Genomic DNA, 23,961 nt, shown 5'->3' with positions numbered 1-23,961 from the left:
AACCTACCTGCCATCTTTGGCAAGAAAAGGCCGGCCATTTTTTGTGGCTGGCCTTTTTATTGCTTTATACCTGCGGTTTAGACCCTTGATCTAAAGGTTTATTGCGGTTGGCACCTTGAAACACTATATCTCCCAGCAGAATTTAACTCGTATGAAGGACACACAATGCCCCCTATTGAACAATTCCACCCTATGGTGCTGCACTTTCCCATTGTTTTGATCATGATACTTGCCGTTCATGACCTGTTTGGTCTGTCCCGCGGTTTGCCACTGGGTGGTCGTGGCACCTATGCTACGGTTGCGACAGCCATCGCCGTTACAGCCGGTGTATCCGCCCTTTTAGCTGCCTTCTTTGGCGATATCGCGCTAGATACAGCGGTCGAACGCGGCTTTCAGGATGGGCTGGCAGAAATGCACGAAGGCCTTGGGTCCACTGCCGCAACATTATTTGCCATCTGGGCAGCGTTGCGAGCATTTGTCTGGTGGCGATCGATTGAAATCTCGGGCTGGAAATCCAGCCTTGTTGCAATTGTCGATATTGCACTGGTTTTGCTAGTGATTGTTGTGGCCTATTTCGGTGGACAACTTGTCTATGAGTATGGTGTCAATGTTGCGCCGGTTATGAAGTAACCGTAAAAAAACGGCGGGGCCATTACTGCCCCGCCGAATTAGTTTTTCTGTCAAATTACGGCTTACTTAAGCGCAATATCGGTCACAACATGTGTCCAGGCCCCTTCGGGTGCCTTGGAAATCACAGGGTCCGAACCACCACCCATCAGAGTATCAACTGTGCGCTGATAATCGGCGGGGTCCAGTTCACCGTTGGTACCGGCGGTCAGTTTGGCCACTTCGCCCATCATACGGACCTGATGCTTTTCGGTCTGTGCGCCGGTTTCATCGGCTTCCAAAACGATCATCGCGGCTTCGGTCGGGTTTTCTTCTGCCCACTTCCAGCCTTTCATGGATGCACGCACGAAACGGGCCAGCTTGTCCACTTCGGCAGGATCCGACAGCTTGTCTTCCAGAACATACAGACCGTCCTCAAGCGTCGCAACGCCCTGATCCTCGTATTTGAAGGTCACCAGATCTTCGGGTGCAATGCCGGCATCAATGATCTGCCAGTATTCGTTATAGGTCATGGTCGAAACACAGGCCGCCTGACCTTGCAGGATAGGGTCAACGTTAAAGCCCTGCTTCAGAACGGTTACGCCATCCGGCCCGCCATCCGTGGACAGACCCAGTTTGCCCATCCATGCCAGGAACGGATATTCGTTGCCATAAAACCAGACACCCAGTGTCTTGCCTTTGAAGTCCGCGGGCGTCTTGATGCCTGTGTCCTTGCGACAGGTCAGCATCATGCCCGAGCGTTTGAACGGCTGCGCAATATTCACCAGCGGCAGACCGCCTTCGCGGGCGGCCAAGGCGGATGGCATCCAGTCAATCACCACATCGGCACCGCCACCGGCGATAACCTGTGCGGGGGCAATATCGGGGCCACCGGGGTTGATGGTGACGTTCAGATCTTCGTCTGAATAGTAACCGTTCTCCAGTGCCACATAATAACCGGCAAACTGTGCCTGCGTGACCCACTTCAGTTGCAGCGTCAGATCATCTGCCGCCTGTGCCAAACCGGCCGCAAAAGCCATCGCACCGGCCAGCGCCGTTGTTAGTAGTTTATTCATTTGGTATTCTCCCTAGTTGTAGTTCATTGGTATTATGATTCAGCGTCTTTGTGAAGGGTGCCAGAAGGTGACCCCCTTCTCGATCATCGCCACTGCGCCGTAAAACGCCGATCCGGCAAGTGCGGCGACAAAGATTTCGGCCCAGACCATATCCAGCCCCAGACGGCCCACTTCGACCGAAATCCGAAACCCCATCCCGCGGGTGGGCGAGCCAAAGAATTCGGCCACAATCGCACCGATCAGCGCCAATGTGGTGGCTATTTTCAAGCCGTTGAAAATGGCGGGCATGGCGGCCGGCAGGCGCAGTTTGAACAGCGTTTGCCAATAGCTGCCCGCATAGGTGTGCATCAGATCACGCTGCATCTGGTCGGTGGCCTTTAGACCTTGCACGGTGTTCACAAGCATCGGAAAGAACACCATCACAACAACCACAGCCGCCTTGGACTGCCAGTCAAACCCAAACCACATCACCAGAATGGGGGCTGTGCCGATAATCGGCAGGGCGGCAATGAAATTGCCCACCGGCAACAAGCCGGGTTGTGTCTCGAAAGTGGTGGAAATTGATTTCAGGCACCTCCGAGCGGGTTGAGTTATGCGCCGGTCAGGCGGCTTGGTCAAGGGTTGCGTCGGCGACGGGCTGAGCGAGCGTTTCCCAGCCATCGACCTTTCGCATGACGATCTGCCCCGAGGCCATCAGAGCCCAAAGCAGCATCGGCACGGTCTCGGCGCATGGCAGCACGGTCTGGGTCTTGATGCGGCGGCGGAATTCCTCGTTCAGGCGTTCGATCGCATTTGTCGTTCTGGCCGATTTCCACTGGCCTTGTGGCAGACGCGTGAAGGTGAAAAGCTTATCTCCTGCTTCTTCCAAGCTGTCAGCGACGGCCTTGCATTTCAGCCGCCATTTTCGCAGAAATGCCTTGCGGCGGGTGGCGATTTCCTCGGGTGTTTTGGCGTAGATCATGTCGCGGTAATCTTCTGTCAACTCATCATGCATACGCTTGGGTGCCTTGGCCAGAAGGTTGCGGTGCTTGTGCACCGTGCACCTCTGGATCGGCAGATCTTCACCCCAGAGGGCAATGAGAGCGACCTCAAGTCCCGGTGCCCCGTCCACGATGACAAATTCGGGCCGTTTCAACCCGCGCGCATCCAGATCGTTGATGAACTGACGCCAGGCGGAGGTGCTTTCGCCGCCCATGTTCATCAGTGATAACAAGACCTTCTGCCCATCCCGGCGCACGCCAATCGCGGCCAGAACCGAGATATTGGTGGCCTTCCTGTCAATCCGCGTTTTGATCACGGTGCCGTCCAGGATCAGCCGCACGATGTCTTCATCCGCAAGGCTGCGGGCGCACCACGCCTGCCAGTCCACCTTCACCTTGCGCCAGGCGCGGCTCACCACATCCTTGCTGACCGCCCCCTGAAACAGGCCGAACAGGGCGCGTTTTACCCGCCGTGTGTTGGTGCCCGAAAGGTAGACAGCAGCGATCAGCGCCTCGGCCTTCTTCGTCAGCCGCTGGTAGCGGGGCAATGCCTTCGAGCGCCATTCTCTGGCCTTGCCGGCCTCGCCTGTGATCCGCGCACGCGGCACGCGCACCGTTTCGGTTCCAAATGTTCCGACCAGTTGCCGCTCGCGATGCCCGTGGCGGTATCCGGCCTTTGCCCCGCCGCTGCGGCCATACCGGCAACGGCCCAGAAACTGCTCCAGCTCCTCTTCGAAAACCGCCTCGATCGTCGCGCGGATGTTCTGGCGCAGCCGGTCTTCAATCGGGTCATAGCCTGCTTCATTGGCCAGTAGCGCGGATGTCGATGTTGCTGTATTCTTTGTCATGGCGTGATCTCCTTGGCGGTTCCAGCCGCCGGTTGGGTGGCTTCGATGCACCCGGAGATTACGCCGTCCTCGAATTTCCACCAAACTCGCGACACTACCAATCGCAGGCACCGCGAATCTCACCGCCCGTGTATTACGCCATTTACTGTTGGACAGCCATATATTCAGCGCATAGGCCGCCACCCAGAAAATCAGGACTCCGACAACCCACATCATTTGACCATCCCCATCCGTTGAAGACTATAGCGTTCGATCATGCCGATGATCCCGACCAAAGTTGCCGCCATGGCCGCCGCCGCAAACAGCGCCGCCCAGATCTGGATCGTCTGGCCGTAATAGCTGCCGGTCAGCATCCGCGCGCCCAAGCCCCGCAAAGGGCTGACCGACAATTCCGACACGATCGCCCCGACCAGCGCCCCCGCCATGCCGATTTTCAGCGATGTGAACAGATAAGGCGTGGAACTGGGCAGGCGCAGCGCCCAAAAGGTGCGGCTTTTGCTGGCGTTATAGGTTTTCAGCAGGTCCAGTTGCATGTTGTCGGGACTACGCAGGCCCTTGACCATGCCCACGACCACAGGGAAGAACGACAGATACGCCGCAATCACCGCTTTGGGCAACAGCCCCTGCATGAATGCTGGTTGATAGCCAAACAGTGCCGTCGCCGCCCCCTTGCCCAGAAAATCCGTTGCACCGATGGTGGACATCACCACCACAATCATCGGCGCAATGGCGATGATCGGCACGGTTTGCGATGCAATCGCCCAGGGCATCACGCTCATATCCATCGCTCGGTTATGCACGATACCGATGGCCAGCAGGATGCCCATGCCTGTTCCGAAAATGAATCCCAATAAAGTGGCCGACAAAGACCTCTGCATGAGGCCATGGCTTTCGGTTGAAGCAAGATTTCGGCCGCCCACCTTGCGCCCCTGCGGGTCCGGCGGACAGACGGGTGGCGGGGTTTGGGGCTATGCGATTGCGGGGGTTTGCGGGTTGAGGGTGATCCTGTTTGCGGCCTTGAGCAGGTTTTGCGCGATGGCGGCCATGACCATCTGGGCATGCACCCTGGCGCGCCCGAAATATCTCGCCCGCTGCAGGCCGAAGAGGCGTTTCATCGTGCCGAAAGTCTGCTCGATGCGGAAGCGGCGTTTCGAAATCAGCCGGTTGAAGCGTTTCTCCGATTGCCGCAGGGGGCGGCCGCGCGCTGCCTTGCGCAGGATGCCGTCGCGGTATTTGCCGCGCAGCATCTGGCGGTTGGCCTTGCTCGCATAGGCCTTGTCGGCCAGCACCCGCTGCGCCTTTGCGCCCGCGATCATGGTGGCGAATTCGGGGCTTTCGGCGGCATTGGCGGGCGTGGTGTGCACCTTGTCGATAAAGCCCTCTTCGTCGCAGCGGGCAAAGCCCTTGTAGCCGAGCGTGCTCTTGCGGCCCTTCTTGACCCAGCGGGCATCAGGGTCGGCGCTGAAATGCAGCTGTGCCCCGTCGGGTGAGACCTCGGGCGGATCATCCGGCGTCCCTTCCCTTGCCCCGTCCTCTGCCCGGTCCTGCGGGGCGTCGATATGGGTGCGCGGGCGCGCCGCCGCCGCGATCAGGGTCGCATCAATGATCGCCGCCTCAGCCTCTTTCAGCTTCAGCCCATGCGCCTCGATCTGGCGGCAGACCTCGGCCAGCAGCTCATCGTAAACGCCACCCCGGACCAGCGCATTGCGGAACCGGCAGTGGGTCGTCTCATCCGGCACCGACGCGTGCAGATCGAGCCCGCAGAACAGCATGAAATCCAGCCGCACCTTCAAGGCCCGCTCCAGCTTCGGGTCGCTCAGCCCGTGCCACTGGCCAACCAGAAGACACTTGAACAGAACCAGCGGATCATAGCCCTGAGGCCCGATCCCCGAGCGCCCCAGACCGCGCCGCAGGATCGGCAAAAACGAGTTCCAATCCATCAGCGCGTCGATCTTCGACAGAACGTCATCCGCGCCGATCCGTGCCGCCGCTTCGTGCAGGAAAAGGTCCATCTATTCACCCCAGAGATTTCCCGGCTAGCTTACCAAAACGGCCAACCCGGGGGAATCCCGATGTTATGCAGAGGTCTTCGACAGGGTGATCCAGCCGTGAAAGACCAACGACCGTTTGCTGGTGATCTTTTTCTCGACGGTGGATTTATACAGCTCTTTTACAATCTGGTGCGGTGCGGGCAGAACAGGGCGGTCTTGCGACCATGTATCCTTGACCAGCTCGCTAAAGCTGACTTCTTCTCCGGCACGCGCGGCTTGGTCATAAACCCATTTCGAGTTCATCCAGACCGCAGCCGCATACCAGATCACCATGATCATAGCAACGACCGTCAGAACGGGGATGACTGATTTATTCATCATAAGCATGCCCCGCGCGCAGGCCTTCACGCACCCGATGCGCGATGTCCAGAAATTCCTTTGTGTCACGAATATCCAGCGGGCGTTCCCGCGGCAGAGTGCTTTCGATCACATCCGAAATCCGCCCCGGGCGCGGGCTCATCACCACGATTTTCGTGGATAGATAAACCGCCTCGGGGATCGAGTGGGTGACAAAGGCGATCGTCTTGTTGGTGCGATCCCACAGTTTCAACAATTGCTCATTCAGATGGTCACGCACGATTTCGTCCAGCGCACCGAACGGCTCGTCCATCAGCAGGATATCCGCGTCAAACGCCAGCGCGCGGGCAATGCTGGCCCGCTGCTGCATCCCGCCTGACAACTGCCAGGGGAATTTCTTGCCAAAGCCACGCAGGTCAACCAGATCAAGCACCTTGGAAATATGGTCTTCCTGTTGTTTTTTGGGAAAACCCATAATTTCCAGTGGAAGGCGGATATTGCCCCTGATCGTACGCCACGGATACAGGCCGGCGGCCTGAAAAACATAGCCATAGGCGCGTTTTTTACGGGCTTCCTCGGCCGGCATGCCGTTGACGCAAACCGACCCTGCCGTGGGTGTTTCCAGTGACGCAATCGTGCGCAAAAAGGTGGTTTTGCCACAGCCCGAGGGGCCGATAAAGCTAACAAAATCACCTTTCTGGATATCCAGATTGATATCCTTTAGCGCATGCACATCCCCGTCATTGGTATGAAAGGTCAGGTCAAGGTTTTCTGCCTTGATAACAGTTTCAGTGGTCACGCTATTATTCCCCACTCGCCGGAATTCCGGTCCGTTCCACTGGCCGTGGTGCCGTCAGGTCTTTCCATTTGCTTAACGCCTCGTTCACCGTTGCGTTCGGCTCACGGGCGACAAATTCGCCGTGACCTTCCTGCGTCTTGATCTCGCCATCCATCACCGCAACCTGACCACGGGTCAGGGTATAGCGCGGCAGGCCTTTGACCTTTTTGCCCTCGAACACATTGTAATCAATGGAAGATTGCTGGCTGTCGGCAGCAATGGTTTTTTCCTTTTCAGGATCCCAGACCACCAGATCGGCATCTGCCCCGACCAGAACCGCGCCCTTTTTCGGGTAACAATTCAGGATCTTGGCGATGTTGGTTGAGGTCACGGCGACAAATTCGTTCATCGTGATCCGGCCGGTTGCCACCCCGTGTGTCCACAGCATCGGCATCCGGTCCTCTAAGCCACCAGTACCGTTCGGGATCTTGGAAAAGTCGCCCACGCCAAAGCGTTTCTGTTCAGTCGTGAAGGCGCAGTGATCGGTGGCCACAACAGACAGCGAGCCACTTTGCAGACCGGCCCACAGGCTGTCCTGATGCTGCTTGTTGCGGAACGGTGGCGACATCACGCGCCGCGCAGCGTGGTCCCAATCCTTGTTGAAATACTCGCTTTCATCCAGCGTCAGATGCTGGATCAGTGGCTCGCCCCAAACGCGTTTGCCCTGCATACGGGCGCGGCGGATGGCTTCGTGGCTTTCCTCACACGACGTATGCACCACATACAGCGGCGCCCCTGCCATATCGGCGATCATGATCGCGCGGTTGGTTGCCTCGCCCTCCACCTGTGGCGGGCGGGAATAGGCGTGGGCCTCGGGTCCGGTGTTGCCATCGGCCAGCAATTGCGCGGTCAGTTCGGCCACCACATCGCCGTTTTCGGCATGCACCAGCGGGGTTGCGCCCAGCTCGGCGCAGCGTTTGAAGGACGCATATAATTCATCATCATTCACCATCAGCGCGCCCTTGTAGGCAAGGAAATGCTTGAAGGTGTTGATACCGCGCCCGACGACCTCTTTCATGTCGTCAAACACCTGTTCGCCCCACCATGTCACGGCCATATGGAAGGAATAGTCGCAATTCGCGCGGGTCGATTTATTGTCCCAGCGTTTCAGCGCATCCAGCAGGCCTTCGCCCGGATTGGGCAGGGCGAAATCCACCACCATCGTGGTGCCGCCCGCCAGACCGGCCCGGGTGCCTGATTCAAAATCATCTGATGAATAGGTGCCCATGAAGGGCATTTCCAGATGGGTGTGCGGGTCAATCCCGCCGGGCATGATGTAACAGCCGGTGGCGTCCAGAACCTCGTCACCCTTCAGGTCAGGGCCGATTTCGACAATCTTGCCACCCTCGATTTTCACGTCTGCATTGTAGGTCAGATCGGCGGTGACAACGGTGCCGCCCTTGATTACCTTGCTCATCTTGTCTCTCCCTTTTTCTCTATTTGCAGGTCTGGCGCGCGGGGCCAAGATCACGATCCTTCAAGATCACCGATATCAGCGATTTTTGCGCCCGCCTGCATGCATTATCAAAGTCTATTTCGCGGTCGGTATATTCCGCGTCAAACACCGGTTTTCCGTATCGGACATAGGGCAATACCTGTGTGCACCAGTCATCCTGATAGCAGCTTTCGGTGATGACGAAATCCATTGTGCGCACCAGATCATTGGTCAGGTCGGGCACATTTTTCTGACCAATTTCAAGGCCCAGCATATGGGCGGTGGTGGCCAGCATTTTGATGTAATTCAAGCCATCCTCGCGGGTCAGCGGGAAGCCTGAATCATTGTCGTAAACATCCATATTATCCGGTTCGACCGCGTCAAAGCCCATCATTTTGCAACGGGAAAACCGTTCGGCCATCAGCGCGGGCAAATGGTTGCGATCACGGATATCGAGGAAATTTTCATCCGGCCAGTCATCATAGCGGTTGCCAACGATGGTGGGCGGGAAGTGGTCAACATCATCGCGATAGTTTTCCAGCGTGCCGACGCTGACATAGCAGATGGTATAGACGCCGGCCTTGTTCAGCGCGGCGATCTGTTCCTTGGTCACATTGTCAGGGTCCGCATCAAACACCCGCACCCCTTCGGGCGGGGCGATGGGGCCGGACAACTGCCAATCCCAATCCGCCCCCGGAAGGGGGGCGGCAAGGGCCGGAATGGCGCTGAAGAGGAGCGCGGTTAATATGCTTGCTTTGTTCACAGGTGTAAGGAAATCCTTGTATTTACTATCCATACCATCACCACTCACAACGTAGGTCGCTTATGGTTACAGCTGCATTCTCTAACGGAAACCGAGCTGTAAACCCGCTTATTTCATCTCGAATGACAACGCTTTTATTCAATGATAGTTTCGCAAACACGTCGCCAAATATTCTACCATTGTATCCGCCTCCAGCATAGGTAGCGGCGCCCCATTTTACCTCGGGCTCACCATCAAAGGCTGCTAGAAAGTCTGCTCTTCGGCCGAGAAACGGGGAACCATTTCCAATTGTGAAGCCTATGTTGACCGGTGTTAACCCATCAAGATTTTGCCGCCCACAATTGATCCCCAACACCATGGCATCATCATTTTGCACAAAAGCCTCAGTAACTTCCGCCTCCTCCTTTGATACACGTATCAAATGGCTTCCGCCCGTATCGGCCAAATATTGTAACGCCCATTCGCCCGAAAATACATGAGTCGGCATCATGCCAATCAAAAGTATGATGCCGATTAATTTCACTCCACAATCTCCGCCGTTTCCACAACTGCGTGCATCAACACATCCGCCCCCGCCGTGGCCCATTCCTTGGAAATGTCCTCGGCCTCGTTATGTGACAGACCATCAACACATGGGCACATGATCATTGCCGTCGGGGCAACCTGATTGATCCAGCAGGCATCATGCCCCGCGCCGGAAACGATATCCATGTGGCTATAGCCCAGACGCTCGGCCGCATTGCGCACGGCGGAGACGCATTTTTCGTCAAAGGCGGGCGGGTCGAACTGCCCGACCACCTCGGCCGAAAATTCCAGCCCCAGTTCCTTGCAAATCCCCGGGGCTTTTTCCATCATCTCGTCCACCATACCCTGCATGATATCAAGGAAGTGGCTGCGGAAATCGACTGTGAAAACAACCTTTTCAGGGATGATGTTGCGGCTGTTCGGATAAACATCGATATGGCCAATCGCACCCACCGCGTTGGGCTGGTGCTGCATGGCAATTTCATGCACAAGTTCGGTGATCTGCGCCAACCCGCGACCGGCATTTTTACGCATATACATCGGGGTTGATCCGGTGTGCTGCCCCTTGCCCATCACCGTGCATTCAACCCAGCGCAGGCCTTGGCCGTGAGTAACAACGCCGATCAGTTTGTCTTCGGCCTCAAGGATCGGTCCCTGTTCGATGTGGTATTCAAACATCGCGTGCATTTTGCGCGCACCAACGGGTTCGTCCCCTTCCCAGCCGATGCGCTTCAACTCGTCGCCAAACCGCTTGCCTTCGGCATCAACGCGGTCCTTGGCCCAGTCTTCTTCCAACACACCGGCAAATACGCCACTAGCCAGCATCGCGGGGGCAAAGCGCGTGCCTTCCTTGTTTGTCCAGTTGGTGACAACGATCGGGTGTTTGGTTTTGACATTCAGATCATTCAGCGTGCGCACCAGTTCCAAACCGGCCAGCACCCCCAGCACCCCGTCATATTTCCCGCCGGTCGGCTGGGTATCAAGGTGGCTGCCGACGTAAACCGGCAGTGCATCAGAGTCCGTGCCTTCGCGCCGGGCAAACATGTTGCCCATGCTGTCGACACCCATGGTACAGCCCGCTTCCTCGCACCATTTCTGGAACAGTTTGCGTCCCTCGCCATCCTCGTCCGTCAGGGTCTGGCGGTTGTTGCCACCGGCCACGCCGGGTCCGATTTTCGCCATTTCCATCAGGCTGTCCCACAGGCGATCGCCGTTGATTTTCATGTTTGCAGCAGGTGCGGCCATTGTCTTAAGGGAACCTCTGTAAATTCCCGTTTTCGCCTTCTTCGCGGCGGGGTGGACGGTTTTTCGCCTGTCCCGCCTGATTGCTTCGGATCATAAACCCATTTTCACCGGTTTCAAGCCGGTTTTGGGTATTTCAGGCACACCTCACCCCATGAACCCTTATCCCGGCGCCGCCAGGCCGCATTCGAACTGGACGAAGCGCTTCATGTTGTAGACCAGGTTCATCATCCCGATGCGAAATCGCGCCCGCTTCAGGCCGATGGAGCGGATCAGCTTGCCGCCCATGGAGCGCTCCTGAAAAGCGAATACATGCTCGACCCGGACCCGCACTTTCGAGCGCCTCCGGTTGGCCTTTTGCTGGCGCTCGCCAAGCGGCTTGCCGCGCCTGCCCTTGTGATGGATATGGCTGTGAAGCCCCCGCTCTTCCAGCTCGCTTTCGATCTTTTGCGAGCGATAGGCGCTGTCGGCCCACAGGTCCGATGAGGTGTTGCTCGCATCAATCAGACCGGCAAGCGCCTGGCTGTCATGCACGGCGGCATCGGTGACATCATAAGCGCGGATGAATTTGTGCCGCCGGTCGACATTGATGTGGTTCTTGTAGCCGTAATAGCTCTTGCCGTGCTTCTTCGTCCAGCGCGCATCCACGTCCTTCTGGCGCTTCTTGTGGGGTTTTTCCTCCCACTCTTCAGGCGTTTCGCCCGCCTTGATTTTCTCGTTCTCGTCCCTTTTGTTGTGCTGGCGCGGCGCCGGAACGATGCTCGCATCAACAATCTGCCCGCCCATCGCCAGATAGCCCTTTTCGCGCAGAAAGGCATCGAACTTGTCAAACAGCTCCTTCATCTTCCCGGCCCCGGCCAGCCTTTCACGGTAGGCCCAGATGGTCTTGGCGTCAGGTACGCTGTCTTCAATGCCAAGGCCGAGAAACCGCATGAACGACAGGCGGTCGCGGATCTGATACTCGATCTGATCGTCAGAGAGGTTGTAGAGCTGCTGCAAAACCATCGTCTTGAATATCAGCACCTCATCCCAAGGCGGGCGGCCAGCGTTGGATTTGCGCTGTTCGGGCGGCGTGCGCCATATGGCCTTCAGCTCGTCCCGGTAATCCTCGAACGGCACCATGTCGTTGAGCAACACCAGCGGATCACCAGATTTGTCCAGTCCCGCGTATCGGCTGGAAAGATCAAAAAATCCCATCTGACCCATGACAAAACCCCGTCGGTCGAATCATTTTCATCCTGATGACGATTCTACCCCGTCAGGCCGGATTTTGGGGGATTTTTAGAGGTTCCCTTAACTCCCTTATTTCAATTCGACTTCGACAAAGGACATTACACTGTCCCCGTCGTTGATTACATTATGTTCTATGCCCTGTTCGCGTCGGTAAGATGTGCCCGCAGGCACCAGAACCTTGTGGGTCTCACCGTTTTTTTCCTCAAGCAGCATTTGGCAATCAGTGATCGCGGTGATCACGTAATCCATCCCGTGGATGTGCCATCCTGTCTCGGCCCCCGGCGCGAAGTCAAACCGCGTGACCCGCACGCGGTTATCATCGATCTGCTGGGTTGCCGTAGCCGGATCGCGCATCAATCCAGCCCTTTCAGAACGCCCGACAGGATGCCGAACAGTTCGTCTATCTGGGCCTTGTTGATCATCAGCGGCGGGGACAGTGCAATAATGTCGCCCGTGGTGCGGATCAGCAGGCCTTTGTCATAGGCTTGCAGGAAGGCGTTGAAGGCGCGTTTGGTGGGTGCCCCTTCGATACCCTCCAGTTCAATCGCGCCAATCAGACCCATATTGCGGATGTCGATCACATGCGGCAGGCCCTTCAGGCTGTGCAGCGCGTCTTCCCAGTAGCCGGCCAAACCGGCTGCGTTTTCAAACAACCCGTCCTCGCGATAAGTTTGCAATGTGGCCAGACCGGCGGCGCTGGCAATCGGGTTGCCGGAATAGGTGTAGCCGTGGAACAGTTCAATCGCCTCTTCCGGTCCCAACATAAACGCATCATGGATGGCGCTGGTGGCCAACACCGCACCCATCGGAATCACGCCGTTGGTCAGCCCCTTGGCCGTGGTGATCAGATCGGGCATCACCCCGAAATGTTCGGCGGCAAAGCTGCTTCCAAGGCGGCCAAAGCCTGTGATCACCTCGTCAAAGATCAGCAGGATGCCGTGTTTGGTGCAAATCTCGCGCAGCTTTTCAAGGTAGCCCTTGGGCGGCATCAGAACACCCGTTGATCCCGCCATCGGCTCGACAATCACAGCGGCGATATTATCACCGCCATGCAGGGCAACGATATTTTCCAGTTCGTCGGCAAGATATGCGCCATGTTCGGGCTGCCCGCGAGTATAGGCATTCTGGTCCGGCAAATGTGTATGCGGCAGGTGATCCACCCCGGTCAGCAAGGAGCCAAAGTATTTGCGGTTGTTCACAATGCCGCCCACCGAAATCCCGCCAAAGTTTACCCCGTGATAGCCACGTTCGCGGCCAATCAGACGGGTGCGGGTGCCTTCGCCACGCACACGGTGATAGGCAATGGCAATTTTCAGTGCGGTTTCAACGGACTCAGACCCCGAGTTGGTAAAGAACACATGTTCAAACGGTTCGGGCGCCATATCGCGAATGGCCGTAGCCAATTCAAAAGCCTTGGGGTGACCCATCTGGAACGCTGGCGCATAATCCAGTTCCGCCGCCTGTTTCTGGATCGCCTCGGTGATCAGCGGGCGGTTATGGCCCGCATTCACACACCACAGACCGGCAGTGCCATCCAGCACATCGCGCCCGTTGGCGGTTTTGTAATACATCCCGTCCGCCGAAACGAACATACGCGGGTTTTTCTTGAACTGGCGATTCGCCGTGAACGGCATCCAGAAGGCGGACAAATCATTGGGAACCTTGGGTGTATCATAAGCCATGACAAGCAATCCTGTTATGTGGTGGCGGCAGAAAGCGCAGATTGTTTGACCAATTGGTCAGAAACACGTTAGCAGAGCCGCATTTTCAGTCAAGGAAATCATCATCAAGTTTAGCGATCATTTGCACTCGAACGAAGAAAAATCGCGTATCAGGGGGATTTTTGTGGCAGTTTGGCTTGTGGTCGGTAAACTAGGCAGCCAAACGGACAGGAATTCGCTGGAATCAGGGGCAGTAAATGGCCGAGCCACAGACGCGCACACGGATACAAAAGAAAAACCGCACAACGATTCTCGATGCGGCACTGGATGTGTTTTCACAATTCGGCTTTCGCGGATCGACATTGGACCAGATCGCCAAAGCCGCCGGATTGTCCAAACCGAACCTGCTGTATTACTTCCCCTCCAAGGAAGCGATCCATGTGGAACTGCTGTCCTGCCTGATGGACACTTGGCTGGATCCGCTGCGCGATCTTGACCCGAATGGCGAACCACGGGCAGAAATCCTTGCCTATGTGCGTCGCAAGCTGGAGATGAGCCGTGATTATCCGCGTGAAAGCCGACTGTTCGCCAATGAAATCCTGCAGGGTGCGCCGCGTATCATGGATGCGATCAAGGGCGAGTTGAAAGATTTGACCGATGAAAAGGCCGCCGTGATTCAAGGCTGGATGGATGCGGGAAAAATCGCACCTTCCCACCCTTATCATCTGTTGTTTTCGATCTGGTCCCTGACCCAGCATTACGCCGATTTCGACGTGCAGGTGCGGGCGGTTCTGGGCGACGAGGGCAATGATCCTTTCCCCGCTGCAGAGCAGTATCTGGAAACGTTGTTCAGCAAACTATTGGCTGTCTAATCTGACAATTTGCCTTAAATCCTTTGTAGAAAACCGGGGATATTAACCCGGTTTTCATACATACTAACAAAGAATACAGCGTCGGTGGGGGCACCGATCAGGAGCATGGATATGCTTATTCTTCCGGGGGCTTTGCCTGTAGCCCCGTCACCACAACAGGCCTTTGCCGCGCCACCTGCACCATCGCCGGTGAAAACCGTGGCGGAACCGGCGGCATCCAGCAAAACCCACAATGAAACCGGTGCCGATACCGGCCCGCATTCGGACGGGCAACGCAGTGCGATCCTGCCTCCGCCGCCCAATCCCGACAAACCCGTAGGTCCACCCCCGACATTCGAGGCGAACCTGCTGGAATCCGAGCGCGAAAAACTGCGCGCGGGGCCGGAACTGCAACCCGAAGACCCCGCCGAGCCCAAAACAGAAAAGGCGGCAGAGCCTTACGCCCCGCCGCCCCAAGATACCCATGAAATAGATATCGCTGTTTAACTATTTCCCCGACGCGCAGGTATTGCCCGGGTTGTTCGGATGTTCGGTCCAGTTGCCGTATTCGGCAGGCACCTTTTGCCCCGTGCGTTCATCCAATTCGCCCGGCATCACCTGTTTCATGGTGATGCAACCCTCGACAGGGCAGACATTGACACACAGATTGCAGGCGACGCATTCGTCATCCTTGACGCTGAATTTGCGATCATCCGACATTTCGATCGCTTGGTGGCTGGTATCCTCGCATGCGGCATAACAGCGGCCACATTGGATACAGGCGTCCTGATCAATCACAGCTTTGGTGATGAAATTCAGGTTCAAATACTGCCAGTCGGTCACATTTGGCACCGCCATCCCGACGAAATCATCAACCGAGGTGTAACCTTTTTCGTCCATCCACTGGCTAAGGCCCGAGATCATTTCCTCGACGATCTTGAAACCATAGGGGAACCTCTAAAAATCCCCCAAAATCCGGCCTGACGGGGTAGAATCGTCATCAGGATGAAAATGATTCGACCGACGGGGTTTTGTCATGGGTCAGATGGGATTTTTTGATCTTTCCAGCCGATACGCGGGACTGGACAAATCTGGTGATCCGCTGGTGTTGCTCAACGACATGGTGCCGTTCGAGGATTACCGGGACGAGCTGAAGGCCATATGGCGCACGCCGCCCGAACAGCGCAAATCCAACGCTGGCCGCCCGCCTTGGGATGAGGTGCTGATATTCAAGACGATGGTTTTGCAGCAGCTCTACAACCTCTCTGACGATCAGATCGAGTATCAGATCCGCGACCGCCTGTCGTTCATGCGGTTTCTCGGCCTTGGCATTGAAGACAGCGTACCTGACGCCAAGACCATCTGGGCCTACCGTGAAAGGCTGGCCGGGGCCGGGAAGATGAAGGAGCTGTTTGACAAGTTCGATGCCTTTCTGCGCGAAAAGGGCTATCTGGCGATGGGCGGGCAGATTGTTGATGCGAGCATCGTTCCGGCGCCGCGCCAGCACAACAAAAGGGACGAGAACGAGAAAATCAAGGCGGGCGAAACGCCTGAAGAGTGGGAGGAAAAACCCCACAAGAAGCGCCAGAAGGACGTGGATGCGCGCTGGACGAAGAAGCACGGCAAGAGCTATTACGGCTACAAGAACCACATCAATGTCGACCGGCGGCACAAATTCATCCGCGCTTATGATGTCACCGATGCCGCCGTGCATGACAGCCAGGCGCTTGCCGGTCTGATTGATGCGAGCAACACCTCATCGGACCTGTGGGCCGACAGCGCCTATCGCTCGCAAAAGATCGAAAGCGAGCTGGAAGAGCGGGGGCTTCACAGCCATATCCATCACAAGGGCAGGCGCGGCAAGCCGCTTGGCGAGCGCCAGCAAAAGGCCAACCGGAGGCGCTCGAAAGTGCGGGTCCGGGTCGAGCATGTATTCGCTTTTCAGGAGCGCTCCATGGGCGGCAAGCTGATCCGCTCCATCGGCCTGAAGCGGGCGCGATTTCGCATCGGGATGATGAACCTGGTCTACAACATGAAGCGCTTCGTCCAGTTCGAATGCGGCCTGGCGGCGCCGGGATAAGGGTTCATGGGGTGAGGTGTGCCTGAAATACCCAAAACCGGCTTGAAACCGGTGAAAATGGGTTTATGATCCGAAGCAATCAGGCGGGACAGGCGAAAAACCGTCCACCCCGCCGCGAAGAAGGCGAAAACGGGAATTTACAGAGGTTCCCATAGGTCATCACCGCCGTGCAAACCTGCACATTGCCACAACCCAGCGCCATAAATTCTGCTGCGTCCCGCCATGTGGTCACGCCACCGATGCCGGAAATCGGCAGATTGGCCGTTTCGGGATTGCGCGCAATTTCCGCCACCATGTTCAACGCAATCGGTTTCACCGCTGGACCGCAATAGCCGCCATGCGTGCCCTTGCCGTCAATCGTCGGTTCGGGCGCCATCGCGTCCAAATCAACCGTGGTGATCGAATTGATCGTGTTGATCAGCGATACCGCATCGGCCCCGCCGCGCAACGCCGCTTCGGCGGGTTTGCGAATATCGGTGATATTGGGCGTCAGTTTCACGATCACCGGCATTTTGGTGTTTTCCTTGCACCAGCGGGTCACCATTTCGATGTATTCGGGCACCTGCCCGACAGCGCCGCCCATGCCGCGCTCGGCCATGCCGTGCGGACAGCCGAAATTCAGTTCGACACCATCTGCACCGGTTGTTTCCACCGCCCGCAAAATGTCTTTCCACGGCTGTTCCTCGCAAGGCACCATCAACGACACGATGATCGCGCGGTCTGGGTAGTCCTTTTTCACCCGCGTGATTTCTTCCAGATTCTGCTGCAAGGGACGGTCGGTGATCAGCTCGATGTTGTTCAGCCCCAGCAAACGCCGGTCGGCCCCGTGGATCGCGCCATAACGCGGGCCGTTGACGTTGACCACAGGCGGGCCTTCTTCGCCCAGCGTCTTCCAGACAACGCCACCCCATCCGGCCTCGAATGCGCGGCGGACGTTGTATTCCTTGTCCGTGGGCGGAGCCGAGGCCAGCCAGAACGGGTTGGGAGATTTGATACCAAGAAAATTAGATGTAAGATCAGCCATTTACCAACCCTCCTATGCCATCAGTGTGGCGTTAATATCAATCGCGGCATCGCGGCCCTCGGCCACGGCGGTCACGGTCAGATCGTCGCCACCACTGGCGCAATCCCCACCGGCCCAAACACCGTCTTGCGAAGTGCGGCCATGCTCGTTCACCACGATCTTGCCGCGTTCAACCGCCACACCATCGGGCACCCCTTCCAGTGTCTGGCCAATCGCCTTGAACACCTGATCGGCGGGGATGCGGAACATCTCGCCTGTGCCGCGCAGCTTGTCGTTTTCTTCAACGGTATATTCAAACTCGACCTCGCGCACCGCGCCGTCCCCGTGGATGGCGACCGGCTGGGCGTTATAGATGATCGTCACGCCTTTGGCTGTGGCCAGTTCCTGTTCGTATTCGGAGGCCGCCATGCGCTCCTTGCCGCGCCGATAAACCATCGAAACATGTTCCGCGCCCAGCAGTTTTGACTGCACCGCGGCGTCAACAGCGGTCATGCCGCCACCAATCACCACCACATTGCGACCAACCGGCAGTTTCGACAGATCATCGGCCTGACGCAATTTAGCAATGTAATCAACAGCATCCAGCACCCCGTCCAGATCTTCGCCATCGGCACGCAGGGCGTTCACACCACCCAGACCAATTGCCAGAAACACTGCATCATAGGAACCGGTCAGATCCGCCAGCGACATGCCACCGCCCAGACGTTTGCCGTATTCCATCGTGATCCCGCCAATCTTCATCAGCCATTCAACCTCGCGATGGGCGAAATCATCAACCGATTTATAGGCAGCAATGCCAAATTCATTCAGACCACCGGCCTTTTCGCGACCATCCAGAATGACAACTTCATGGCCATGCATCGCCAAACGGTGCGCACAGGACAGGCCGGCAGGCCCCGCCCCGACAACCGCAACCTTTTTACCGGTCGGTTCGGCACGTTCAAACGGGTGCACGCCCTTTTCCATCAACGTGTCGGTGGCATAGCGTTGAAGGCGGCCAATCTCGACCGGTTTGCCTTCGGCAACTTCACGCACGCAAACCTCTTCGCACAGGGTTTCGGTCGGGCACACACGGGCACACATACCACCCAGAATATTTTCCTCGAAAATCTTAACCGCCGCTGCCTCGGCAAGGCCGGTGCTGATCTGGCGAATGAACATCGGAATATCGATGCTGGTTGGGCAGGCCGTCTGGCATGGCGCGTCATAACAGAAATAACAACGATCCGCCGCAACTGCTGCTTCATGCGCATCCAGCGGCGCATGCAGGTCGGAAAAATTATTGGCGTAGGCGTCTTTTGGCAAACGTCCCGGGGCAATCCCCGGTGTCATCTGGCTGTTCGGCATAATTTGCATCCCGCGTTGATAAAACAGACTCAAATCGTGCCACAAGTTGATTATTTTATCAAATGGTAAATTTTATTTTTTGGTCAATTCTTCAAAATCCTGAAAAACAAGGGTAAATTGGCGCATATTAGGTGGAAACCGGCAAATTTCCCCCTATGAAATATGACCGGAACCGCTTTTCACCGAGCTATGCCCAAAAGTTGGTGACGCAGTAATCAGGCGGCATGTTTTTCCTGCTTGATCCCGTCCTTAAATTCAACCCCTTCGATGATTTCCGGCAATCGGAATGCGCCGTCGAGTTTACGCCATTTCTTCTTTGCCGACATCATCAGGCGGAAGGTCATTGCCAAGGCGGTCTTGCGCCCGAGGCAGCCTTTGGTCTTCTTCGTTCGGTGCCGCACGGTGGCAAATATGCTTTCGATGGGGTTGGATGTGCGGATGTGTTTCCAGTGCTCGGCAGGGAAGTCGTAGAAGGTCAGCAGCACGTCCCGGTCCTTGGTCAGCTTCCCCACGGCACGCTCGTATTTCACGCCATAGGCTTCGATGAAGAAATTGAACGCGGCCTCGGCGTCCCGTTTGTTCTCGGCCATCCAGATGTCCTGTAGATGGCCCTTGGCTTTGGCTTGCAGCGACTTCGGCATGGCATTCAGGACGTTGCCGGTTTTATGCACCCAGCAGCGCTGCTCCCGGGTCTCACCGAACACCTCCCGCAAGGCGTTCCAGAAGCCGAGCGCGCCATCACCAACGGCCAGATCAGGGGCTTTTCTGAGGCCACGACGTTGCAAGTCCAGCAGCAGTTCACGCCAGCTCTGGCTGCTTTCTCGATACCCGTCCACGAGGCCCAGAACATCCTTGTTACCCCACTCGTCCGCGCCGATGATCACCAGCATGCATTGCTTGTCAGCATCCGTGCGCGGCTTGAAATAAACCCCGTCGGCCCAGAAATACACATAGCGTTTGGCCGACAGGTCACGCCGGTTCCAACGCTCGTATTCTGCCCACCACTCCGCCTTCAGGCGCGAAATCGTGCTCGATGTCAAACCACCCGCATCAGGCCCCAGAAGGGCCGCCAGTGCTTCGCCGAAATCACCCGTGGAAATACCTTTGAGATAGAGCCAGGGCAACAACTCCTCGACCGACTTTGCCCGGCGCAGATACGGCGGCAGAAGCGTCGAGGTGAACCTGATCTTCTCCGCCCCCGTGCCACGATCACGCACCCGAGGCACATTCACCGGGACAGGGCCGATCCCCGTCATCACCTCGCGCTCCGGCAGGTATCCGTGGCGAACAAGGCGCTGGCGACCGGCCGAATCCCTCAAATGCGCGTGTTGCGCCATCAGATCACAAACCTCGGCCTCGACCGCCTGTGCCAACAGATCCCGCGCGCCTTTGCGCAAGATATCCGTCAGCGGATCAGGTGAAATTCCGGCTGGATCGGTAAACTCCAAAATAGTATCGTCTTCCATGTGGCATATCCTTTTCTCTCTGAGAATCGCGGCGCGTCAACACCGCCATGATATGCCACCCAATCACCCCATCACCAACTTTCGGGCATTACTCCTTTTCACCTTCCGTAAGGTCGCGTATAAGCATGCAAAGTCAAAGACAACCAGCCCCGCAAAACGGGGCCCGTTAAGGGGATACCGAACACGCCATGACCAGGAAAACCAAAGACGAAGACGTGGCCTTTATTCAGGCGCTGGCACAGATTCTGGATGATAACGACATGACCGAAATTCAGGTCAAGCGCATTTACGCCAACAACGACAGCATGAACGTCCGCGTCAGCCGCAAGACCGAAACGGTTGTGGCCACTGCCGCCCCTGTGGCTGCTGCCCCTATAGCCGCTGCACCGGCTGCTGCTGTCCCCGCCGAAACCCCTGCCGAAGTTTCCGCCGATCCGGCCTCGCTACCCGGCGCTGTGACATCCCCGATGGTTGGCACCGCTTACCTACAGCCCGAACCCAACGCCCCCTCATTCGTTAGCGTTGGCGACAAAGTGGCCGAAGGCGATACCATTCTGATCATCGAAGCCATGAAAACCATGAACCACATTCCGGCCCCCGCATCGGGCACCGTGAAACGCATTCTGGTGGCCGATGGCGACGCGGTAGAATTCGGCGCACCTTTGATGATCATCGAATAGGGACCACACCATGTTCGACAAAATCCTGATTGCCAACCGTGGCGAAAACGCCCTTCGGGTGGTGCGCGCCTGCCGCGAAATGGGCATTAAATCCGTTGCGGTGCATTCCACCGCCGACGCCGACGCAATGCATGTGCGCATGGCCGACGAAGCCATCTGTATCGGGCCGCCAGCCGGCACCGACAGCTACCTGCGCATCCCCGCGATCATCGCGGCCTGCGAAGTGACCGGCGCACAGGCCATCCACCCCGGTTACGGCTTTTTGTCGGAAAACGCCGATTTCGTGCAGGTGATCGAGGATCACGGCCTGACATTTATCGGCCCCACCGCCGAACATATCCGCGTCATGGGCGATAAAATCACCGCCAAGGATACGATGAAAAAGCTGGGCGTACCTTGTGTTCCTGGTTCGGACGGGGGGGTGCCCGATGTAGAATCCGCCAAGAAGGTCGGACTTGAACTGGGCTATCCGGTGATCGTCAAGGCCACTGCTGGCGGCGGCGGGCGCGGCATGAAGCTGGCCCCGACCGAAGCCGACATGGAAAGCGCCTTTCACACTGCACGGGCCGAGGCCCTGTCGGGATTTGGCAATGACGAAGTTTACATCGAGAAATACCTGACCAAGCCACGCCACATCGAAGTGCAGGTGTTTGGCGACGGCAAAGGCAATGCGGTGCATCTGGGCGAACGCGACTGTTCCCTGCAACGCCGCCACCAGAAAGTGTTTGAAGAGGCACCCGGCCCCGTCATTACCCCTGAAATGCGCGCCAGAATTGGCAAGACCTGTGCTGATGCTGTCGCCGGCATCAACTATATAGGGGCGGGCACAATCGAATTCCTGTATGAAGACGGCGAATTCTATTTTATCGAGATGAACACCCGCCTACAGGTCGAACACCCCGTGACCGAAGCCGTTTTCGGTGTCGATCTGGTGCGCGAACAGATCCGTGTGGCCGAAGGGCTGCCGATGTCCTTCACACAGGATGATCTGGAAGTGCAGGGTCACGCCATCGAGGTGCGTATCAACGCTGAAAAGCTGCCCAATTTCACCCCCTGCCCCGGCACCATCACACAATTCCATGCGCCCGGCGGTCTGGGTGTGCGGATGGATTCTGCGCTCTATGACGGCTACAAAATCCCGCCTTATTACGACAGCCTGATTGGCAAGCTGATCGTGCATGGCCGTGACCGGCCCGAGGCTTTGGCCCGCCTTAGCCGCGCGCTGGGTGAATTGATCGTGGACGGGGTGGATACGACGCTACCCCTGTTCCATGCACTGCTGGCGGAAAAGGATATCCAGACAGGGGATTACGACATCCACTGGCTGGAAAAATGGCTCGAGGAAAATCTGGGCTAAGTCCAGACATAGCAGCGTGTTAACCACGGCTCCTTGCTGGGCCGTGGGGTATGATGTTTTTTCGATTGGTGGTTTCGACAAGAAAGATAAAAAACACTCTTTCTTTATTCACCTTCCCCCGTGACAATGGGGACCGACAAGACCCTTTTGAACACCCAAGCGCGTGACCCGAATGCCGAACCCGATTACAGCCGAAACACTTCTTCACGCATATGCCTCGGGCGTCTTTCCAATGGCGGAATCGCGCGAGGATGACGAGCTGTTCTGGGTCGACCCCCATTTTCGCGGGATATTTGAGTTGGACAATTTCCACATTTCCCGCAGTCTGGCACGGCATATCCGGCAGGAACCTTTCCAAATTCGAACCAATACGGCCTTTATGCCCGTTGTCCACGCCTGTGCCGACCGGACCGAGACATGGATAAACGCAAAACTGCTGGAGCTGAATGAACAACTTCACCTAATGGGCTTTGCCCATTCTCTCGAGATCTGGGAGGGTAATGAATTGGTCGGTGGCGTTTACGGGCTTGCCATTGGCGGCGCCTTCTTTGGCGAAAGCATGTTTTCACGGCGTACCAATGCCTCAAAAATTGCACTTGCCTATCTGATCCACCGCTTGCGGTCGGGGGGGTTTACCCTGTTTGACACGCAATTCATCACCCCGCATCTGGCCTCGTTAGGGGCGATCGAAATTCCGCGTGATGACTATCGGGAAAGGTTGGAAAGCGCACTATCACTGGATGCCGATTTCAACCGCATTACCGGCACGCCGGATGCCTATTCGGTGATACAGCGCAATACCCAGACATCGTAACGCGCATTGTCCAGCGCATCCAATGCGGGGGCAGCGGCAATCATCCAGCCCTGGAATACCGGATCATCCTTGCCGTTTTCACGAATGGTTAGAAAGGCAAACGCATTACCCGCAGGATTGCCTTTGGGATACCGGCAATCCTCCAAGGTAATGTTGAGCCGACCGAAATTTTGATTTTTGCCGACCGCTAATTTGATATCGGTCACGCTGCCATCCAGCTTATCCAGGCCGCGCAAAATCGCAGCGGGTGCACTGCTGACTTCCTGCGCCTGTAACGGAGCGGCAAGGAAAGCAATGGACAGGAAAAACAACGCACGTATCATTTCGTTGTATCGTTACCATTACCGCTTCCGGAAACATATTTCATCAGCAGTGTAATCAGGCTGACCGCGCCTTGCGTATCGTCGATTTCATCGCCCGGCTCGAAATTGTCAGGCGAACCACCGGGGTATATCTCAACGAAATTCCCGCCAAGCAACCCTTCGGAAGAGATAACAGCCGCGCTATCATCTGGAATCACGATGCCATCTTTCACCGTCAGCACCATATCGGCGCGAAAGGTTTCAGGGTTCAGTTTCATTTCGCTGATTGTGCCGATTTTGACACCGGCAAGGCGCACATCGGTGCCAACTGTCACCCCTTCGACCGACCGAAAACTGGCTGTTAGTGGATAATCACCGGTTTTGCCGATCGAAAAACCGGTTGCCTGCCCCGCATAGACCAAGAATCCGATGGCAACAGCCAGAACGGCACCGCCGACCAGAACTTCTGTGGTTGATTCCGACAT

Annotated in this window: 22 protein-coding genes and 5 pseudogenes; 7 read left to right on the top strand and 20 right to left on the bottom strand. The window is 56.8% G+C overall.

Going from position 1 to position 23,961, the window contains the following annotated elements; translation table 11 throughout:
* The first annotated feature begins 165 nt into the window (after positions 1-165).
* The gene (locus ACQY4M_RS13300) at positions 166-630 is read left to right on the top strand and encodes a DUF2231 domain-containing protein (protein ID WP_428544913.1); all 465 of its coding nucleotides are present in this window, start codon (positions 166-168) and stop codon (positions 628-630) included.
* Between the two features lie 62 nt (positions 631-692).
* Here the strand turns inward: ACQY4M_RS13300 and ACQY4M_RS13295 are convergent, their stop codons facing one another.
* The 14 genes and pseudogenes from ACQY4M_RS13295 to ACQY4M_RS13230 all read right to left on the bottom strand — a co-directional run bounded on the left by ACQY4M_RS13295 (position 693) and on the right by ACQY4M_RS13230 (position 13,576).
* A complete protein-coding gene (locus tag ACQY4M_RS13295) occupies positions 693-1,682 on the bottom strand; it encodes an ABC transporter substrate-binding protein (protein ID WP_428544910.1) in 990 nt (329 codons plus the stop codon).
* Positions 1,683-1,721: 39 nt separating this feature from the next.
* Positions 1,722-2,222, bottom strand: a pseudogene (locus tag ACQY4M_RS13290) (ABC transporter permease); the annotation flags it as partial.
* Positions 2,223-2,283: 61 nt separating this feature from the next.
* On the bottom strand, positions 2,284-3,510 hold the full coding sequence (locus ACQY4M_RS13285; RefSeq protein ID WP_428539582.1) for an IS256 family transposase: 1,227 nt from the start codon (positions 3,508-3,510) through the stop codon (positions 2,284-2,286).
* A gap of 212 nt (positions 3,511-3,722) precedes the next feature.
* Positions 3,723-4,385, bottom strand: a pseudogene (locus ACQY4M_RS13280) (ABC transporter permease); the annotation flags it as partial.
* Between the two features lie 93 nt (positions 4,386-4,478).
* On the bottom strand, positions 4,479-5,522 hold the full coding sequence (locus ACQY4M_RS13275) for an IS5 family transposase (protein ID WP_428539221.1): 1,044 nt from the start codon (positions 5,520-5,522) through the stop codon (positions 4,479-4,481).
* A 72-nt stretch (positions 5,523-5,594) separates the two neighbouring features.
* Positions 5,595-5,879, bottom strand: a pseudogene (locus ACQY4M_RS13270) (ABC transporter permease); the annotation flags it as partial.
* On the bottom strand, positions 5,872-6,657 hold the full coding sequence (locus ACQY4M_RS13265) for an ABC transporter ATP-binding protein (protein WP_428544907.1): 786 nt from the start codon (positions 6,655-6,657) through the stop codon (positions 5,872-5,874). The gene ACQY4M_RS13265 and the pseudogene ACQY4M_RS13270, both read right to left, overlap by 8 nt.
* A 4-nt stretch (positions 6,658-6,661) precedes the next feature.
* Positions 6,662-8,113 carry a dihydropyrimidinase gene (hydA, locus tag ACQY4M_RS13260; protein WP_428544904.1) on the bottom strand — a complete coding sequence of 484 codons (1,452 nt, stop codon included), beginning with the start codon at positions 8,111-8,113 and terminating at the stop codon, positions 6,662-6,664.
* Positions 8,114-8,132: 19 nt separating this feature from the next.
* The gene (locus tag ACQY4M_RS13255) at positions 8,133-8,894 is read right to left on the bottom strand and encodes an endo alpha-1,4 polygalactosaminidase (RefSeq protein WP_428544901.1); all 762 of its coding nucleotides are present in this window, start codon (positions 8,892-8,894) and stop codon (positions 8,133-8,135) included.
* A 37-nt stretch (positions 8,895-8,931) separates the two neighbouring features.
* On the bottom strand, positions 8,932-9,417 hold the full coding sequence (locus ACQY4M_RS13250) for a hypothetical protein (protein ID WP_428544898.1): 486 nt from the start codon (positions 9,415-9,417) through the stop codon (positions 8,932-8,934).
* Positions 9,414-10,664 carry a Zn-dependent hydrolase gene (locus ACQY4M_RS13245; RefSeq protein ID WP_428544895.1) on the bottom strand — a complete coding sequence of 417 codons (1,251 nt, stop codon included), beginning with the start codon at positions 10,662-10,664 and terminating at the stop codon, positions 9,414-9,416. The genes ACQY4M_RS13250 and ACQY4M_RS13245 overlap by 4 nt, the downstream gene beginning before the upstream one ends.
* A 159-nt stretch (positions 10,665-10,823) precedes the next feature.
* A complete protein-coding gene (locus ACQY4M_RS13240; RefSeq protein WP_428539227.1) occupies positions 10,824-11,867 on the bottom strand; it encodes an IS5 family transposase in 1,044 nt (347 codons plus the stop codon).
* A 96-nt stretch (positions 11,868-11,963) separates the two neighbouring features.
* Complete coding sequence (locus ACQY4M_RS13235) at positions 11,964-12,248, bottom strand: cupin domain-containing protein (RefSeq protein ID WP_428544892.1); 285 nt, start codon at positions 12,246-12,248, stop codon at positions 11,964-11,966.
* Positions 12,248-13,576: an aspartate aminotransferase family protein gene (locus ACQY4M_RS13230; RefSeq protein WP_428544889.1), complete on the bottom strand. Its 1,329-nt coding sequence runs from the start codon at positions 13,574-13,576 to the stop codon at positions 12,248-12,250. Before ACQY4M_RS13230 ends, ACQY4M_RS13235 begins: the two co-directional genes overlap by 1 nt.
* A gap of 236 nt (positions 13,577-13,812) precedes the next feature.
* Between ACQY4M_RS13230 and ACQY4M_RS13225 the strand changes: the two genes are divergently transcribed.
* The gene (locus tag ACQY4M_RS13225) at positions 13,813-14,427 is read left to right on the top strand and encodes a TetR family transcriptional regulator C-terminal domain-containing protein (RefSeq protein WP_428544886.1); all 615 of its coding nucleotides are present in this window, start codon (positions 13,813-13,815) and stop codon (positions 14,425-14,427) included.
* Between the two features lie 111 nt (positions 14,428-14,538).
* Positions 14,539-14,913 carry a hypothetical protein gene (locus ACQY4M_RS13220; RefSeq protein WP_428544883.1) on the top strand — a complete coding sequence of 125 codons (375 nt, stop codon included), beginning with the start codon at positions 14,539-14,541 and terminating at the stop codon, positions 14,911-14,913.
* Here ACQY4M_RS13220 and ACQY4M_RS13215 read toward each other — a convergent pair.
* Positions 14,914-15,354 (bottom strand): annotated as a pseudogene (locus tag ACQY4M_RS13215) (4Fe-4S dicluster-binding protein); the annotation flags it as partial. It abuts the gene before it with no gap.
* A gap of 88 nt (positions 15,355-15,442) precedes the next feature.
* On the opposite strand from ACQY4M_RS13215, the gene ACQY4M_RS13210 reads away from it, so the two are divergent.
* Positions 15,443-16,486 (top strand): IS5 family transposase, encoded by a 1,044-nt coding sequence (locus ACQY4M_RS13210; RefSeq protein ID WP_428539227.1) that lies wholly within the window; start codon positions 15,443-15,445, stop codon positions 16,484-16,486.
* A gap of 148 nt (positions 16,487-16,634) precedes the next feature.
* Here the strand turns inward: ACQY4M_RS13210 and preA are convergent.
* The 3 genes and pseudogenes from preA to ACQY4M_RS13195 all read right to left on the bottom strand — a co-directional run.
* Positions 16,635-17,510: pseudogene (gene preA / locus ACQY4M_RS13205) on the bottom strand (NAD-dependent dihydropyrimidine dehydrogenase subunit PreA); the annotation flags it as partial.
* Positions 17,511-17,522: 12 nt separating this feature from the next.
* Complete coding sequence (locus ACQY4M_RS13200) at positions 17,523-18,857, bottom strand: NAD(P)-dependent oxidoreductase (RefSeq protein WP_428544880.1); 1,335 nt, start codon at positions 18,855-18,857, stop codon at positions 17,523-17,525.
* A 215-nt stretch (positions 18,858-19,072) separates the two neighbouring features.
* On the bottom strand, positions 19,073-20,323 hold the full coding sequence (locus ACQY4M_RS13195; protein ID WP_428539230.1) for an IS256 family transposase: 1,251 nt from the start codon (positions 20,321-20,323) through the stop codon (positions 19,073-19,075).
* Positions 20,324-20,511: 188 nt separating this feature from the next.
* Here ACQY4M_RS13195 and accB point away from each other — a divergent pair, with 188 nt between their 5' ends.
* From accB to aat, 3 genes are all read left to right on the top strand, one after another.
* Positions 20,512-21,003, top strand: coding sequence for an acetyl-CoA carboxylase biotin carboxyl carrier protein (gene accB / locus ACQY4M_RS13190; protein ID WP_428544877.1), 492 nt, complete (start codon positions 20,512-20,514; stop codon positions 21,001-21,003).
* A gap of 10 nt (positions 21,004-21,013) precedes the next feature.
* Positions 21,014-22,360, top strand: a complete 1,347-nt coding sequence (accC, locus tag ACQY4M_RS13185; RefSeq protein ID WP_428544874.1) for an acetyl-CoA carboxylase biotin carboxylase subunit — start codon at positions 21,014-21,016, stop codon at positions 22,358-22,360.
* 172 nt (positions 22,361-22,532) lie between these two features.
* Positions 22,533-23,174 carry a leucyl/phenylalanyl-tRNA--protein transferase gene (gene aat, locus ACQY4M_RS13180; protein ID WP_428545622.1) on the top strand — a complete coding sequence of 214 codons (642 nt, stop codon included), beginning with the start codon at positions 22,533-22,535 and terminating at the stop codon, positions 23,172-23,174.
* Here the strand turns inward: aat and ACQY4M_RS13175 are convergent.
* Both ACQY4M_RS13175 and mlaD read right to left on the bottom strand, forming a co-directional pair.
* Positions 23,138-23,497: a DUF2155 domain-containing protein gene (locus ACQY4M_RS13175; RefSeq protein WP_428544871.1), complete on the bottom strand. Its 360-nt coding sequence runs from the start codon at positions 23,495-23,497 to the stop codon at positions 23,138-23,140. The two genes, aat and ACQY4M_RS13175, sit on opposite strands and share 37 nt — an antisense overlap.
* Positions 23,494-23,961, bottom strand: coding sequence for an outer membrane lipid asymmetry maintenance protein MlaD (mlaD, locus tag ACQY4M_RS13170; RefSeq protein WP_428544868.1), 468 nt, complete (start codon positions 23,959-23,961; stop codon positions 23,494-23,496). Before mlaD ends, ACQY4M_RS13175 begins: the two co-directional genes overlap by 4 nt.

This window comes from Profundibacter sp., from assembly GCF_965277155.1.
GTDB lineage: Bacteria > Pseudomonadota > Alphaproteobacteria > Rhodobacterales > Rhodobacteraceae > Profundibacter.
This window is presented reverse-complemented; position numbering and strand designations above follow the sequence as displayed.

What these genes read in the sequence shown, in the direction of transcription:
- ACQY4M_RS13300 (WP_428544913.1), top strand. Translation starts at nt 166, where the DNA reads ATGCCCCCTATTGAACAATTCCACCCTATGGTGCTGCACTTTCCCATT.
- ACQY4M_RS13295 (WP_428544910.1), bottom strand. Translation starts at nt 1,682, where the DNA reads ATGAATAAACTACTAACAACGGCGCTGGCCGGTGCGATGGCTTTTGCG.
- ACQY4M_RS13285 (WP_428539582.1), bottom strand. Translation starts at nt 3,510, where the DNA reads ATGACAAAGAATACAGCAACATCGACATCCGCGCTACTGGCCAATGAA.
- ACQY4M_RS13275 (WP_428539221.1), bottom strand. Translation starts at nt 5,522, where the DNA reads ATGGACCTTTTCCTGCACGAAGCGGCGGCACGGATCGGCGCGGATGAC.
- hydA (WP_428544904.1), bottom strand. Translation starts at nt 8,113, where the DNA reads ATGAGCAAGGTAATCAAGGGCGGCACCGTTGTCACCGCCGATCTGACC.
- ACQY4M_RS13245 (WP_428544895.1), bottom strand. Translation starts at nt 10,664, where the DNA reads ATGGCCGCACCTGCTGCAAACATGAAAATCAACGGCGATCGCCTGTGG.
- ACQY4M_RS13240 (WP_428539227.1), bottom strand. Translation starts at nt 11,867, where the DNA reads ATGGGTCAGATGGGATTTTTTGATCTTTCCAGCCGATACGCGGGACTG.
- ACQY4M_RS13235 (WP_428544892.1), bottom strand. Translation starts at nt 12,248, where the DNA reads ATGCGCGATCCGGCTACGGCAACCCAGCAGATCGATGATAACCGCGTG.
- ACQY4M_RS13230 (WP_428544889.1), bottom strand. Translation starts at nt 13,576, where the DNA reads ATGGCTTATGATACACCCAAGGTTCCCAATGATTTGTCCGCCTTCTGG.
- ACQY4M_RS13225 (WP_428544886.1), top strand. Translation starts at nt 13,813, where the DNA reads ATGGCCGAGCCACAGACGCGCACACGGATACAAAAGAAAAACCGCACA.
- ACQY4M_RS13220 (WP_428544883.1), top strand. Translation starts at nt 14,539, where the DNA reads ATGCTTATTCTTCCGGGGGCTTTGCCTGTAGCCCCGTCACCACAACAG.
- ACQY4M_RS13210 (WP_428539227.1), top strand. Translation starts at nt 15,443, where the DNA reads ATGGGTCAGATGGGATTTTTTGATCTTTCCAGCCGATACGCGGGACTG.
- ACQY4M_RS13200 (WP_428544880.1), bottom strand. Translation starts at nt 18,857, where the DNA reads ATGCCGAACAGCCAGATGACACCGGGGATTGCCCCGGGACGTTTGCCA.
- ACQY4M_RS13195 (WP_428539230.1), bottom strand. Translation starts at nt 20,323, where the DNA reads ATGGAAGACGATACTATTTTGGAGTTTACCGATCCAGCCGGAATTTCA.
- accB (WP_428544877.1), top strand. Translation starts at nt 20,512, where the DNA reads ATGACCAGGAAAACCAAAGACGAAGACGTGGCCTTTATTCAGGCGCTG.
- accC (WP_428544874.1), top strand. Translation starts at nt 21,014, where the DNA reads ATGTTCGACAAAATCCTGATTGCCAACCGTGGCGAAAACGCCCTTCGG.
- aat (WP_428545622.1), top strand. Translation starts at nt 22,533, where the DNA reads ATGCCGAACCCGATTACAGCCGAAACACTTCTTCACGCATATGCCTCG.
- ACQY4M_RS13175 (WP_428544871.1), bottom strand. Translation starts at nt 23,497, where the DNA reads ATGATACGTGCGTTGTTTTTCCTGTCCATTGCTTTCCTTGCCGCTCCG.
- mlaD (WP_428544868.1), bottom strand. Translation starts at nt 23,961, where the DNA reads ATGTCGGAATCAACCACAGAAGTTCTGGTCGGCGGTGCCGTTCTGGCT.